At 51.3% G+C, this 13,951-nt stretch carries 11 protein-coding genes; 7 read left to right on the forward strand and 4 right to left on the reverse strand.

Features of this window, described 5'->3' with window-relative positions:
• Window positions 1-122: 122 nt before the first annotated feature.
• The 3 genes from ACO0U8_RS02205 to ACO0U8_RS02215 all read left to right on the forward strand — a co-directional run bounded on the left by ACO0U8_RS02205 (window position 123) and on the right by ACO0U8_RS02215 (window position 4,113).
• The gene (locus tag ACO0U8_RS02205) at window positions 123-1,325 is read left to right on the forward strand and encodes a CMD domain-containing protein (RefSeq protein ID WP_056773681.1); all 1,203 of its coding nucleotides are present in this window, start codon (window positions 123-125) and stop codon (window positions 1,323-1,325) included.
• Between the two features lie 587 nt (window positions 1,326-1,912).
• A complete protein-coding gene (gene dtpA / locus ACO0U8_RS02210; RefSeq protein ID WP_390975151.1) occupies window positions 1,913-3,424 on the forward strand; it encodes a dipeptide/tripeptide permease DtpA in 1,512 nt (503 codons plus the stop codon).
• A gap of 131 nt (window positions 3,425-3,555) precedes the next feature.
• Window positions 3,556-4,113, forward strand: coding sequence for a serine acetyltransferase (locus ACO0U8_RS02215; protein WP_056773675.1), 558 nt, complete (start codon window positions 3,556-3,558; stop codon window positions 4,111-4,113).
• A 13-nt stretch (window positions 4,114-4,126) separates the two neighbouring features.
• On the opposite strand, the gene ACO0U8_RS02220 is transcribed toward ACO0U8_RS02215, so the two are convergent.
• Entirely contained in the window at window positions 4,127-6,022 is a 1,896-nt protein-coding gene (locus ACO0U8_RS02220; RefSeq protein ID WP_421670199.1) for a diguanylate cyclase domain-containing protein, read from the reverse strand.
• Window positions 6,023-6,186: 164 nt separating this feature from the next.
• Window positions 6,187-7,218 carry an AraC family transcriptional regulator gene (locus ACO0U8_RS02225; protein ID WP_056773665.1) on the reverse strand — a complete coding sequence of 344 codons (1,032 nt, stop codon included), beginning with the start codon at window positions 7,216-7,218 and terminating at the stop codon, window positions 6,187-6,189.
• 171 nt (window positions 7,219-7,389) lie between these two features.
• On the opposite strand from ACO0U8_RS02225, the gene ACO0U8_RS02230 reads away from it, so the two are divergent.
• The 4 genes from ACO0U8_RS02230 to gstA all read left to right on the forward strand — a co-directional run bounded on the left by ACO0U8_RS02230 (window position 7,390) and on the right by gstA (window position 11,485).
• Window positions 7,390-7,659 (forward strand): hypothetical protein, encoded by a 270-nt coding sequence (locus ACO0U8_RS02230; RefSeq protein WP_056773662.1) that lies wholly within the window; start codon window positions 7,390-7,392, stop codon window positions 7,657-7,659.
• 370 nt (window positions 7,660-8,029) lie between these two features.
• A complete protein-coding gene (locus tag ACO0U8_RS02235) occupies window positions 8,030-9,703 on the forward strand; it encodes a putative bifunctional diguanylate cyclase/phosphodiesterase (RefSeq protein WP_421670200.1) in 1,674 nt (557 codons plus the stop codon).
• A 122-nt stretch (window positions 9,704-9,825) separates the two neighbouring features.
• A complete protein-coding gene (dapA, locus tag ACO0U8_RS02240) occupies window positions 9,826-10,692 on the forward strand; it encodes a 4-hydroxy-tetrahydrodipicolinate synthase (RefSeq protein WP_421670201.1) in 867 nt (288 codons plus the stop codon).
• A gap of 187 nt (window positions 10,693-10,879) precedes the next feature.
• Window positions 10,880-11,485 (forward strand): glutathione transferase GstA, encoded by a 606-nt coding sequence (gene gstA / locus ACO0U8_RS02245; protein WP_056773651.1) that lies wholly within the window; start codon window positions 10,880-10,882, stop codon window positions 11,483-11,485.
• A 103-nt stretch (window positions 11,486-11,588) separates the two neighbouring features.
• Here the strand turns inward: gstA and pdxY are convergent, their stop codons facing one another.
• Together pdxY and tyrS are read right to left on the reverse strand one after the other, a co-directional pair.
• Window positions 11,589-12,449, reverse strand: a complete 861-nt coding sequence (gene pdxY, locus ACO0U8_RS02250) for a pyridoxal kinase PdxY (RefSeq protein ID WP_056773648.1) — start codon at window positions 12,447-12,449, stop codon at window positions 11,589-11,591.
• A gap of 103 nt (window positions 12,450-12,552) precedes the next feature.
• Window positions 12,553-13,827 (reverse strand): tyrosine--tRNA ligase, encoded by a 1,275-nt coding sequence (gene tyrS / locus ACO0U8_RS02255; RefSeq protein WP_056773644.1) that lies wholly within the window; start codon window positions 13,825-13,827, stop codon window positions 12,553-12,555.
• Window positions 13,828-13,951 lie beyond the last annotated feature (124 nt).

Consider the following 13,951-nt stretch of genomic DNA (forward strand, 5'->3'; position numbering starts at 1 on the left):
CTGGCATTTCTGCGTTTATCTATTCCTTTTCGCTATGATTTATCGCTTAACATTATTTTATCTCGACACCAGGATAGGCAACGATAGGGTCTGTTAATTTGCCTGATGCAAAGGACCCGATCATGGAACAACAACGCAAGGCCGCGCACAGCGGCTGGTATCACGAGACACAATGCAGCCAGCAGGGTTATCTGCCGCTCGATCCGCATGCTGCGTTGGCTCAGGATCGCTTCTTGCTTGGGCTGGATGCACAACTGGACCCTACGCTGCGCGCCTTGATCAACGAGCGTCAGGGGCTGCTGAACGCCTCACGAGCGTGTTACGATGTGCTTTTTCCGCACAGCCTGCGCGTGTCGCGCACTGAAACGCTCTCTTTATACGACCGCCTGAGCAGTGCGCTCACCGTGGCCCAGGTCAGCGGCGTACAGCCACTTTGTAGCCATTACGCCGCCCGCCTCGCCCCGCTCTCCAGCCCGGACGCCTCTCGTGAAAGTAACATCCGCCAGACTCACATCACCCAGTTCGCACGATTACTTGCCACCCAACCAACGTTAATCACCGCGCCAATGCTGAAACAGCTCAATGATATTGGCCTGAGCACGCAGGATATTGTCACCTTTACGCAACTGATCGGTTTTGTGAGTTATCAGGCGAGAGTGCTGGCTATTTTAAACGGATTACGCGGCCGCGCAGCCGCCGTTTTGCCAGGTTTCCCTTCCCCTGAAGGTTGTGAGCAAAAGGGCTTTTCACTGGCGATGTTGCAATGGACATCACGGCTGCCGGAAGTCGCGCCTGAAAGTGCCAGCCAGCATCAGCAGGATGTGCTGGATCTGATTGCACCCGATGCGCGCTCCTCTTCGTTTTACACGCTGCTGGTTCACAATGCCGATGCACTGAGTGAATTCTCGGCGGTGTTCAATAACATCATGCAGGCGGGCGAGCGTCCGAAAGCAGCCTGGCGCGAACTGGCCGCTGTGGCTACGTCAGAGCTGAACGGTTGCCTGTACTGCGCGGGCATACACGGGCGTTTGTATCTGGAAGCCGAAGGCAAGCCGGAATTAATCGAACAGTTGTTTGAGGCGACTCACCGTGATGACATTGTGGATGCGGTGTCACAACAACAGGCCGGCAGTGCAGAAGCGGCATTGCTGGAAAGTGTCATTGCGCTAACCCGTACACCGGAACGTTTCGATGCGCGTCTGCTGCACGGTTTGTCTGACGCCGGTTATACCGCAACACAATCTCTGGATATATTGCTGACCACGGCGCTGTTCAGCTGGTCGAATCGACTGATTCAGACGCTTGGCGATACGCTGAGCAAATGATCGGCTAAATTCCCCGCTTTCCCACTGATGCTTTATTCGTCAACTCCGGCAGGATTTCCCCCTGCCTGAGACATCAAATGTAAACACCCTCGCCGTTTAACCTCCCTAAGTCGTACTAATCTTATTTTCAATCGGAAATTTAGTGTTAAAACGAGAAGTAGATCACATTACCCCTGTTGTCGTTTTAAACGCTGATTTTTGAACGCACCAAGAATGAATAAAATGCCACAAACTGCAAATTAACCGGGTTTATTCACTGTTTATTCACGATGAATGAGTGATTTAAACCATCATTGATATCGATGGAAAAATTAAACTTATATGCCTTTGAAGATGAATATTCATACAACATATTCGCGTTGCCTATTTCAAAAACATAAACGTTAATTCTGCATAACATTTCGAACACAGTTTAATCAGGTCGGATAAGTTATATGTAACGGAATATGTCAAACTCCTTGCCTCATTTACGTAGATAGTGAACATTACCTGCCGTCATCCCCATCTTATAACAATGCAAAGGGTGCTTATTTCGCGCCACTTATGCGTTTCCGCCATACGGCCGGAAGGAATAAACAGAGGTACGAGTGTCAACTGCAAACAAAACACCAAACAATGAAAGCGTGAGTCTGAACGCCTTCAAACAACCTAAAGCGTTTTATCTGATCTTCTCCATCGAACTGTGGGAACGTTTCGGTTACTACGGCCTGCAAGGCATCATGGCGGTTTACCTGGTCAAAATGCTTGGCCTGAGTGAAGCCGACTCCATTACCCTGTTCTCCTCATTCAGTGCGCTGGTCTACGGCTTCGTGGCTATCGGCGGCTGGTTGGGCGATAAAGTGCTCGGTTCAAAACGCGTGATCGTGCTGGGCGCGATTGTTCTGGCGTTAGGTTATTCATTCGTTGCCTATTCCGGCCACGAAGTTTTCTGGGTTTATCTGGGTATGGCGACCATCGCCGTCGGCAGCGGCTTGTTTAAAGCAAATCCATCCTCATTGCTTTCTACCTGCTATGCAAAAGATGACCCGCGTCTTGATGGCGCATTCACCATGTATTACATGTCCGTCAACATTGGTTCATTCTTCTCAATGCTGGCAACGCCTTGGCTGGCAGCCAAATACGGCTGGAGCGTGGCGTTCTCTCTGAGCGTGGTCGGGATGCTTATCACTATCGTGAACTTCCTGTTCTGCCGCAAATGGGTAAAACGTCAGGGTTCAAAACCGGATTTCGAACCTTTACAGTTCCAGAAACTGCTGATGGTGCTGGTGGGTGTTGTCGCGCTGGTGTTCATTTCAAGCTGGTTGCTGCATAACCAAACCATCGCACGTATGGTTCTGGGTGTGGTTTCTGTCGGTATCATCATTGTTTTTGCCAAAGAAACGTTCGCGATGAAAGGCATTGCACGCCGTAAAATGATCGTGGCTTTCCTGCTGATGATGGAAGCTGTGGTGTTCTTCGTGCTGTACAGCCAGATGCCAACGTCTCTGAACTTCTTTGCAATTCATAACGTCGGTCATGACCTGCTGGGTATCAGCTTCCAGCCTGAGCAGTTCCAGGCGCTGAACCCGTTCTGGATCATGGTTGCCAGCCCGCTGCTTGCTGCGGTTTACACCAAAGTCGGTGACCGTATGCCAATGCCGCACAAGTTTGCTATCGGTATGGTGCTGTGTTCCGGTGCGTTCCTGGTGCTGCCGTGGGGTGCGAGCCTGGCGAATGAAAACGGTATTGTGTCTGTTAACTGGCTGGTACTGAGCTACGCATTGCAGAGTATCGGTGAGCTGATGATTTCTGGCCTCGGTCTGGCTATGGTGGCACAGCTGGTTCCACAACGTCTGATGGGCTTCATCATGGGCGCATGGTTCCTGACGACCGCAGCCGCTGCGATTATTGCAGGCTACGTGGCTAATCTGACGGCCGTTCCTGCCGACATTCAGGATGCGCACGCTTCGCTGGCCATTTACAGCCATGTGTTCCTGCAGATTGGTATGGCGACCGCCGTCATTGCCGTGCTGATGCTGATCACCGCGTCTAAGCTGCACCGCATGACACTGGATCGTGACACTGACGAAAAACAACCTGATCTGGCTTCTGCGCAATAATCACAGAAAGCGTTTGATGATGGTTACAGAGCGCCTCCTTTCGGGAGGCGTTTTTTTTGGTGCTAATTTAGCAAAGGTCTTCATTGTGTTAGGATTGTGTAAGTTTACTCCTGCGGACATGGCCCTTTCTGATGAGCAACCGTTACACCAAATATGAACAACTCACGCGCTGTTTAGCTGCTGATATCCTCAAAAATAAAAAGTCATTCTCATGGCGACGCATCATCCTGCGATGCATTAAACAGCCTAAGCACAGATACATTTTTTGGTGGAGGATCGCGAGTTACTTGTACTCAACCGACAGCCATTTTTGTAAAAGCCGTGCGCGGAAGATCAACTTCTCCCTCATCAAAAAATACAACATTGAAATTATGCTGGGTACGCAAATTGGTGAAGGGATCAGGCTGCCCCATTTCACAGGTATCGTGATTAATCCCTATTGCAACATAGGGAAAAATGTCCGCATCCGGCAAAATACGACGATTGGAATCAAAGATGATGTGGAGGGTGTGCTCCTGACCATTGGCGATAATGTCGATATTGGCGCGAACTGCTGCATTATTGGGAACGACATCACGATTGGTAATAATGTTGTGATTGGTGCGATGTCTTTTATCAATAAAAGCATTCCGGATGATGTCGTTTGCTATACCGAAAAAACCAATAAGATCATTGTCAGAACAGAGTAAATCGCGCTTTCAGTCAGCCCAGATAATAACGCCCTTTCCCGCCCTGCTTGGCGCGATACATGGCGGCATCTGCGCGTGCCATCAGCGTGTCGGGCATCATAGGCTGACGCGCACGCCCGATGGAGACACCGATGCTGGCAGACAATGCGATCGGCACACCGGCGATTTTTTCGATGGTTGTGAGGGCGCTTATCAGCCCGAGACAGATGCGGCTGACATCATTTTCGCTGTTGCCCAGGTGGCTGAGTAAAACGGTGAATTCATCGCCCGCCAGTCGCGCGACGATATCTTGCGAACGCAAATTAGTTCGCAGGGTGTCTGCGAAAAACTTAAGCACCAGATCGCCAAATTCGTGCCCGTAGGTGTCGTTGTAAGCTTTAAAATTATCAATATCCAAAAAGAGCAATGCGATGTCTTTATCTGCTTTTTCTTGTTGTTTTGCGGCATACATCAGGGACTGCTGAAACGCCCGGCGGTTTGGCAGCCCGGTCAGTGAATCATGATTCGCTTCGAACTCCAGCTGCGCCTGAAGTTTTTTGATCTCGGTAATGTCGGTGGAAAGACCGTAGTAACCGTTTCGGACATCGTCGCAGGGAATAAGCGTGGTATGCAGTACGCCCCCCATGCCGAACCCCGAATTATCCGGCAATTCGATCTCATAACTGACTGTCATGCCCTGCAAAACCTGCCTGATGTAGGGCTGAATGATCTGATAACTCGCGTAGCCCACTACATCACGCACCTGCCGACCTCTGACCTTCTCCTCCTCCACGCCATACCAGTTGGCATGAAAATGATTCACAAAGGTGTATTGCTCGCTGGCGTCTACGTGACAGATAAGCGCGGGGATATTATCGGTGATGGCCCGCAGACGATTTTTACTTTCGGTCAGTTCTCTTTCGCGCGTCAGGCGCCGGGCAATCTCCTGATGCAGCTGATCCATTGCGACCTGCAGTTCGACGGTGCGCGCAGCAACGCGGCGCTCAAGATCGCCCTGCAGGGAGTACAGTGCCTGTTCGATGTGTTTGCGTTCGGTAATGTCGCTGATGACCACGATATAGTGATGCGCTTCCCCCGCCGCATTGCGCACCAGCGACGCCATCAGGGTGACCCAAAGAGTGCTGCCATTGGCACGTTGCAGGAGTTTTTCGACGCTGAAACTGTTGATTTCACCCGACAGTAATCGCGGGATAAGGATGTTTTCGGCATAGACGTCGTCGGCGTGCGTCACGTCATGCAACAGACAGGCGCGCAGCTGAAACTCTGCATAGCCGAGCATGTTACAGACCTGCGGATTAATGCGCAGCCAGCGCCAGTCGAGCGCGACGAGTGAGAATCCCACGGCAGCATGGGCAAATGTTTGCTCAAACAGGGCTTCGCTTTTTGCCAGATTATCTTCCACGGTCGCGGTGTACTGGCGGTTTTCGAGATGCAGAATGTAGCTTTGGACCAGCGCGGTCATATCCAGCAAAGTTTGCTGATCTTCATCACTCCACTCGCGGGGCTGGTCATCCAGAAGACAGAATGCGCCGAGTGCAACACCTTCTTTGGAATGCAGCGCGCATCCTGCATAAAACACAATGTGCGGGTCGCCGCAAACCAGAGGATTGTCGTGAAACCGCAGATCAAGCCGGGCATCTCTGACAATTAACGGCCCTGCTTCAAGAATGGTGTGACCGCAAAAAGAGGTGTCGCGGGGAGACTGATTGATATTGAGACCAGTTTGGGAGAGAAACCACTGCCGGTCGGAATCAATCAGCGAGACTAAGACCGCCTTAGCCTGAAACTGCCGGGCCGCCATACGGGTAATGCGATCTATCTCCTCGATCCTGGGCGTATCCAGTATGCCCAGTGACGCCAGTATCGTCAGACGCGCCTGTTCATCTACTGCCTGTTGAGGGACTAACATAATGGACTCTCAGTCATTACCGTTGGACATCTCAACAAGTCTACTGCGTTTGCCTCAAAATTCGGCGCTGATTCCGCCACGTACAGGCAAAATCAGAATAGTGACAGAACATAAAAAATATCATTTATTAACAACCTTTAAACATTAGTTGTTAAATCAATTCTTTAAAGGGAACTCACCCAATTGACGTGCGTCGCCCCCGGATGACCAGACTGCTCCGCATCGCGGCGGAATCGTTCGCGCATCTCAGACGGCGTTGCGCCGTAGAACTCATTGAAGTAGCGGCGAAGCACGCTGAGCTCCAGTCCGCACTGGCGGGCAATGGCCGCCAGACTCTGATCGGACATCGACGAGGTGCGTAACAAACGCTTTGCCAGCAACACCCGCCGGCTGCGAATAAACTGAGCGATGCCGCCGAGGGGTTCGAACAACCGGTATAGCCCGGAACGGGAAATAGCAAAGTGTTTGCACAAGGCATCAATGCCGATCGGCTTGCTCAGGTGTTTTTCAATATGCAGACAAATACGCTCGAGGCGTGCGCTTTGCTCGAAGGGATGTTCCACCTTTTTCCCGGCAATAAGATGCAAGGTTTGCAGAAACACCGAGGCAGCACCTTCACCCGTACTCAGCACTTCCTGCTCGGTCATCTGGTCAAATACCTGCACCATGGTGGCAAAATGGTTGCGCAAAATAATGTTCACCGGAGATGAGGCCGGCACCCTCTTACCGTGCAGCGAGGCAATATCGACATTAAAATGCAGGCTGTGTTTGGGCATAATGATGTACTGATAAGTGCCCAGACGCGGTTTGACGTCTCCCGGATAGACGTGGATTTGTATCGGCTGCGACATATCCTGAATCAGGATATCGCCCTGTGCCAGTTGAAAACGTTCACCGAAGCACAGGCAATCCATACCGCCGATAATCACAATAAAAATCACGATATGATCGGGCATGGAGAACAGGTTTCCGTACTGGCGGTTAATATCGTGCTCACTCACCGTCAGAACGCCGCCAATCACGCGGCCAAAGTTATAACCGGTAACGCCCCAGTCAAACTCTTCCCGGTTCTTATCGGGCAGTTCCAGTTTGAAACCCGCACTCGACATTCCGTCTTCCCATTCATAGAAACGGGTTTCGAAATCCTGATAAATGTTGGCACCATCAACAATCTTTCGTGAAGACGAATCGCTCATTTTCGCACCGGAAATTAAGATAATTCCTAAAAGATACTCTACGCGATACCGGGAGATCAATCTCTGTACAAAAATAACGGGGAGGAAAAGAGATCGCCAATTTGTTATTCTTAACAGACGCTTTGTCACTCCCCGCCTCCCTTAACTCAAACGACTCACCAGGAACAGCCGATGGAAAAACGTAAAGTCCTGGATGAAGGACGTCAGTTAAAACGCATGAATGCCGAAACCCGGCGTCAGTCTCATATGCATAAATGGTTTGCGATTGTGGCAGCGCTCGACTGCGTGCTGGTCATTTTTTACGATCAGGATATGCGTAATATTGTCTTCTCGGCGGGGGTATGCATCGTTTGTACCGTACTGTGGTTAAAAGGCCGTAAACAGTCTCGCGGATACCGGCGTGAGTGGGACAAAAAATTCGGTACGAAGAAACATCTGTAGTTAAGACCTGAAGTTTATCGTCAGTCGCCTGCTTTCTTTACCGTCATCATTCCTGCCTTACGGGTGAATATGCCTTCTCCTGATAAAGAAAATCCTAATTTGTATTTTATTCAGCGCTCAGCACGATTGTGTGCAGGGGAAATCCCGTTTTCGTCCTGAAAAAAACGCGCTGACGGCAGTTGAACGTTATTCACCCGAATAAAATGTCGAATACTTTACTTAGCACATGATAACCAATTGAATTTTAAAATTTAAAAACAACCATAATATTCTCATCCAATTGTGAGTAATAATTGCAAAAACCTGATGAGCTTATTGCCTGACCTACGGGGCCACATCACTTACATTTTCTGCTCGGGGTAGTTAACTCATGCTTACTGATATTGCGATATGCCAGGCGGTTCTTGATGCCCTTCCCGAAGCCACGGTATTAAAAGATGATTCGCGCAAGCTGGTCTTTCTTAATCAAAAAGCGAGCGAATTTTATGGTCGCCCCAGGGAAGAGTTGATCGGTGAAGACGTGTCCTTTTTTACCGACCCTGAGCAGGCTGCACGTCAGCGCGAACGTGATATTGACGTGCTGGCAACCGGTGAGAAAACTGTTCATGAAGAAACGCTTATAGACCCGGCGGGCAAACGACGAAATGTTCTGGTGCGTAAATCCCGGGTCACGCTTGAAGAGCGGCAATATATTCTGACGTCGATCATGGATATTTCTTTGTTGCGAAACTCCGAAGCGCAGATCCGCTATCTGGCCCGCCACGATGTATTAACCGGACTGCCCAACCGCACGGCGTTAAATGAAGAACTCAGCCAGATCGCCGCGCAGAGAATGTATCGTCCGGAAACTTACGCCCTTTTCCTGCTTAACCTGAATGATTTTAATTACATCAACGATACCTACGGTTATCAGGCAGGCGACGCTATTTTATGTGAATTCGGTCAGCGTTTGCGCAATGAAGTCGGAACAACCGGCATTGTTTCGCGTATCGGTGGGGATGAATTTTCTATTATTCTGCGCGACAGCCCGACAAATGAAATGACGCAAAATCTGGCGCTGGAAATATTGGTCATGATGCGCCAGCCATTTGCTCTGACGCGGGCCAATCCTTTGATCACCCTGTCGTTTGGAATAGTCATGTTTGGCGCCGAGAATATTACCGCCGGTGAGATCATGCGCCGTGGAAATACCGCGCTGCTGGAGGCCAAACAACGGGGTAAAAATGTCTTTTCTTATTATTCCGAATTACTTGATGCCAGCACGGTCAGCAAACGCATTATGGTGAAAGCGCTGGCAGAATCCCTCTCACGGGAAGGGGATCTTTCCTGCGTTTATCAGCCGATTTTGCGCAGCCTCGATGAGAAAGTGGTGTGCGTGGAAGCACTGGCCAGATGGAATCACGCCGTGCTGGGGGCCGTCTCCCCGGTGCAATTTATCGCACTGGCCGAAGAGACAGGCCTGGTGATTCAGCTCGGTGACATCGTTCTTCGCCAGGCATGTCGCGACATCAAGCCACTGGATAAGCTCAATCTGGCCATTAACGTCTCTGCTGTACAGCTCGGTGAACCCGACTTCGGCGCGCGACTTTTGGCCTTGCTGAAGGAAGAGGATTTTCCGCCCTCGCGGCTTGAACTCGAACTGACCGAAACGTCGGTGATGAATGCGAACGCCACCAGCCTCAGCCATCTGATGGAACTGCGTAAGCTTGGGGTCAAAATTTCTCTGGATGATTTTGGTACGGGTTATTCAAGTCTGAGTTTGCTGAAAGATATATCGGTAGACAGCGTGAAAATTGACCGTTCGTTTGTGCAGTACGTCACAGAAGTGAACGATACTGCCGCCATCGTGACCGCCGTCTCCCAGCTGGGTAATAAAATGCATCTCAACGTCATCGCCGAGGGCGTTGAAAATCAGTTGCAGAAATCCTTTTTAGTTTCAGCAGGTTGCTCACATCTCCAGGGATATTTATTCTCCCGTCCTGTTTCGGTTGAGGTGTTACGAAACCTCCTGGGCGCCGAAATGGATATTTTAGCCAGCTCCTGAGGCGGCTCTCATAAGCGCCATAGATAACTCAAAACACCTTATTAATTCATTCAATTGGCACTGGCCCCTGTTTTACTGACATGATCCGTGGCTGATAAATAACGCCGTTTAAGGAATACATCATGTCATCGTTTTCAGGTATCTGGGTCCCACTGGTCACACCTTTCCATCAGGGTGAGGTCGACTTTACCGCACTGAAATCATTGTGCACCCGGCTGCTCAAACGGGGCGTGGATGGCGTTGTCGTCTGTGGAACAACCGGTGAAGCGCCGATGCTCACCAAAGAAGAACAGCTGCAGGTGTTAGATGCCGTGCTGGAAATCGTCCCCGGACATCAGGTGATCATGGGATTGTCCGGCACGCATATGCCGGTTATCCGCGATATGCAGAATGCGATTTCACAGCGTCCGGTCGCCGGGCTGTTAGTGCCTGCGCCTTATTACATCCGCCCGTCTCAGCCCGCGCTGGTGGCGTGGTTTACTGAAATCGCCGATCAGGCCACGGTGCCGGTGATGATCTATAACATTCCTTATCGCACCGGTGTGCAGATGGAGATCGACACGCTGCGTCAATTGGCGAAACATCCGCGGATCACGGCCATCAAAGATTGCGGCGGCAGCATTGATCTGACGCTGTCGCTGATTGCTGACGGTGAGCTGGATGTGATGTGTGGTGAAGATGTGCAGATTTTCTCGACGCTCAGTCTCGGCGGTGCCGGGGCTATTGCAGCCTCTTCGCATATTTTCCCGGAAGAGTTTGTCCGGCTTATCCGGGAGTTTAAAACTCAGGATATCGTCGCCGCGCGCAAAACTTTCTTTGGCCTGTTGCCCATGATTCGCCTGATGTTCTCCGCACCCAATCCGGCTGCGATAAAGTTTGCTCTGTCGCTGGACGGGCTGATGGCGAACGAATTACGTTCCCCCATGCTGCCTGCGCCCGAATCTGTTGAACAGGCCGTCCGCGATTATCTGAATCAGCACGCGCGTTAATTGCTGACTCCTGGCGAACCGCTTCAATGTTCGCCATAAAGGCGACATAAGCACGGCAGGCGCAATTTAAACACTGACTTTTACTCCCGCCGGTTCTAGGATAGAAGCAGCGTGTCTATGCCCTGTCGCTGCCCGTGCATCACAGCATTGCCAGGGTTGGCCTGAGTCCTCATCAGATGGAGTAACTATGAAACTGTATTATAAGTCCGGCGCCTGTTCCCTTTCCCCGCACATTATTCTTCGCGAAGCCGATCTGGACTTCAGTATCGAAAAGGTCGATCTGGCAACCAAGAAAACGGAAACCGGCGATGATTTTCTGGCGGTGAACCCGAAAGGACAGATCCCAACGCTGTTGCTTAATGATGGCACCATCCTGACTGAAGGCGTGGCGATCGTGCAGTATCTTGCTGACCAGAAACCAGACCGCCAGCTGATGCCGGAACAGGGTACGCTGGCCCGTTATCATGCACTGGAATGGCTGAACTACATTGCGACCGAGTTGCACAAAGGTTTCTCTCCGCTGTTCAATCCGAAAACGCCGGAAGACTTCAAAACGGTCACCCGTGAAGCGCTGAGTAAGAAATTTGCTTACGTGAATGAGTCGCTGAAAAACAATCATTTCCTGCTGGGTGCACGTTTTAGCGTGGCCGATGCCTACCTGTTTACCGTCATGGGCTGGGCAAAAGCACTGAAATTCGACCTGAGCGCACTGACCGAGCTGAACGCCTATCTCGACAGAGTGGCGGCGCGACCGGCCGTTGATGCTGCGCTGACCGCCGAAGGTCTGAAATAAGTTTTTTGTGATGTGAATTTTGTCGCGGTTACAGACGGCAAAAATAAAATGCCCCGGCTGAATCAGCACGGGGCGTTTTTACTGGCACATACTAAAGAGATAATTACAGCTTAACGGCCGGGAAATGATGTTCAGGTTTGACCATGTTGTCCTGCGCCGCCACGATTTGCAGTTCGTACTCGCCCATCGCGTGGGTCGCCAGCATCACTTCGTAAACCGCTGCGGTAACGTGCTCCAGCGCTTTATCCAGCGCTTCACCTTTCAGCAGATTTACCAGCAATAATCCGCTGGTCAGGTCACCGACGCCGACCGGCTGACGTACGCCGAAATCGACCAGCGGGCGGTCGATATGCCAGGCTTCGTTTGCGGTAACCAGCAACATTTCAAAGCGGTCGCTGTGATACCCCGCGCGGCTCAGGTGCTTCACCAGCACAATTTTAGGGCCTTTGGCGATAAGCTCACGCGCTGTCGCAACGGCTTCTTCAACACTCGCCACCGCATGGCCGCCGAGTAATTCCAGCTCCAGCAGGTTTGGCGCGATGATATCGCAGTTCACCAGCGCCTGATTACAATGGAACTCCGCCACACCGGGTGCCACGATACAGCCTTTTTCAGGATGCCCCATGACCGGGTCGCAGAAATACCAGGCATCAGGATTCGCTGCTTTCACCAGGCGGACAATCTCCAGAATGCTCTGGCCCTGCTCAGGCGAACCGATGTACCCGCTCAGTACCGCATCACAATCTTTCAGACGATCGATTTCCGCAATGCCCTGAGCGATGTCTGTCAGGTGCGTTGCAGGCATCACACAACCGGTCCAGTGCCCGTATTGCGTATGGTTAGAAAACTGAACGGTATTAAGAGGCCAGACATTCGCCCCCATGCGGCGCATAGGAAATTCTGCCGCGCTGTTACCGGCGTGACCAAAAACGGTGTGTGACTGGATAGAAAGAATGCTTTTCATGAGGAATTTCCGATAGCAACGTCATCGGGAGATGGCGGTATTACTGAGTTCACAGGACAAAAACGAGGGGCTGTAACGCCCCTCGTGATGCCGGTCGTAACGCTTACGCCCAGAGCAGCAGGGTGTAGTTCTTTTTACCGCGACGCAGCAAGGTATAACGACCAAACAGGCGATCACTGTCAGTAAAGTTGTATTCAGTGTCAGTCTGTTTTTCGCCGTTAATGGAAACTGCGTTTGAGGAAATCATGGTACGCGCCTGGCCTTTTGACGGAGCCATACCGGCAATCACCAGCGCCTGTTGCAGATCGGTATCACGTGGCACTTCAAACAGCTCGAGGCCATCCTGCGCCAGCTGGCCGAAATCGACTTCGGTCATTTCGCTCAGGGAACCTGAGAACAGGCTCTGGGTGATACGTTTGGCTGCAGCCAGACCTTCGGCGCCATGCACCATGCCGGTGACTTCTTCCGCCAGCACGTATTGCGCGCGCGGTGCTTTGCCGCTGTTTTTATCTTCTTCTTCCAGCGCATTAATCTCTTCAATGCTCATGAAAGTGAAGAACTTCAGGAAGCGATAAACGTCTGCATCGGCGGTGTTGATCCAGAACTGGTAGAATTTGTACGGGCTGGTTTTCTTCGGATCCAGCCAGACTGCGCCGCCCTCGGTTTTACCGAATTTGGTGCCGTCAGATTTGGTGATTAACGGAACGGTCAGGCCGAACACTTGTTTCTGATGCAGACGACGCGTCAGATCGATACCTGACGTAATGTTGCCCCACTGATCGGAGCCGCCAATTTGCAGTTCCACCTTGTGCAGGTCGTACAGTGAAGAGAAATCGTAACCCTGCAACAGGTTGTAAGAGAATTCGGTGAAGGAGATGCCGCTGTCATCGCGGTTCAGACGCTGTTTCACCGCTTCTTTGTTGATCATCTGGTTAACAGAGAAATGCTTACCGATGTCACGCAGGAAAGTCAGCACGTTCATGCCGCCAAACCAGTCGTAGTTGTTTGCCGTAATGGCGCTGTTTTCACCGCAGTTGAAATCCAGGAACGGGGAAACCTGATGACGGATTTTCTCAACCCATTCGTTTACCGTTTCGTTGGTATTCAGCTTACGTTCGGTGGCTTTGAAGCTTGGGTCGCCGATAAGGCCGGTCGCGCCGCCCACCAGTGCAACAGGCTTATGCCCGTTAAGCTGGAAACGCTTCAGGCAAAGCAATGGCACCAGATGCCCCAAATGCAAGCTGTCTGCGGTAGGATCGAAACCGCAATACAGTGCAATTGGCCCTTGCGCCAGTCGCTCTGCTAACGCTTCTTCATCCGTCACCTGGGCAACGAGGCCCCGCTCTTGCAATTGTTTAATCAGGTTGCTGCTCGCCATCAAAGACTCCATTTATTAAGTACTGAACCTGTGCAGATTCATGTCCGGCATCATGCCGCGCATGTGCCTTTTCTCTCACCATTAAGGGGAACGCCATAGAATAAAGCGCTCGTCGCCCGAGCGC

It is taken from the genome of Rahnella sp. EDr1-12 (assembly GCF_049206505.1).
Classification (GTDB): domain Bacteria; phylum Pseudomonadota; class Gammaproteobacteria; order Enterobacterales; family Enterobacteriaceae; genus Rahnella; species Rahnella rivi.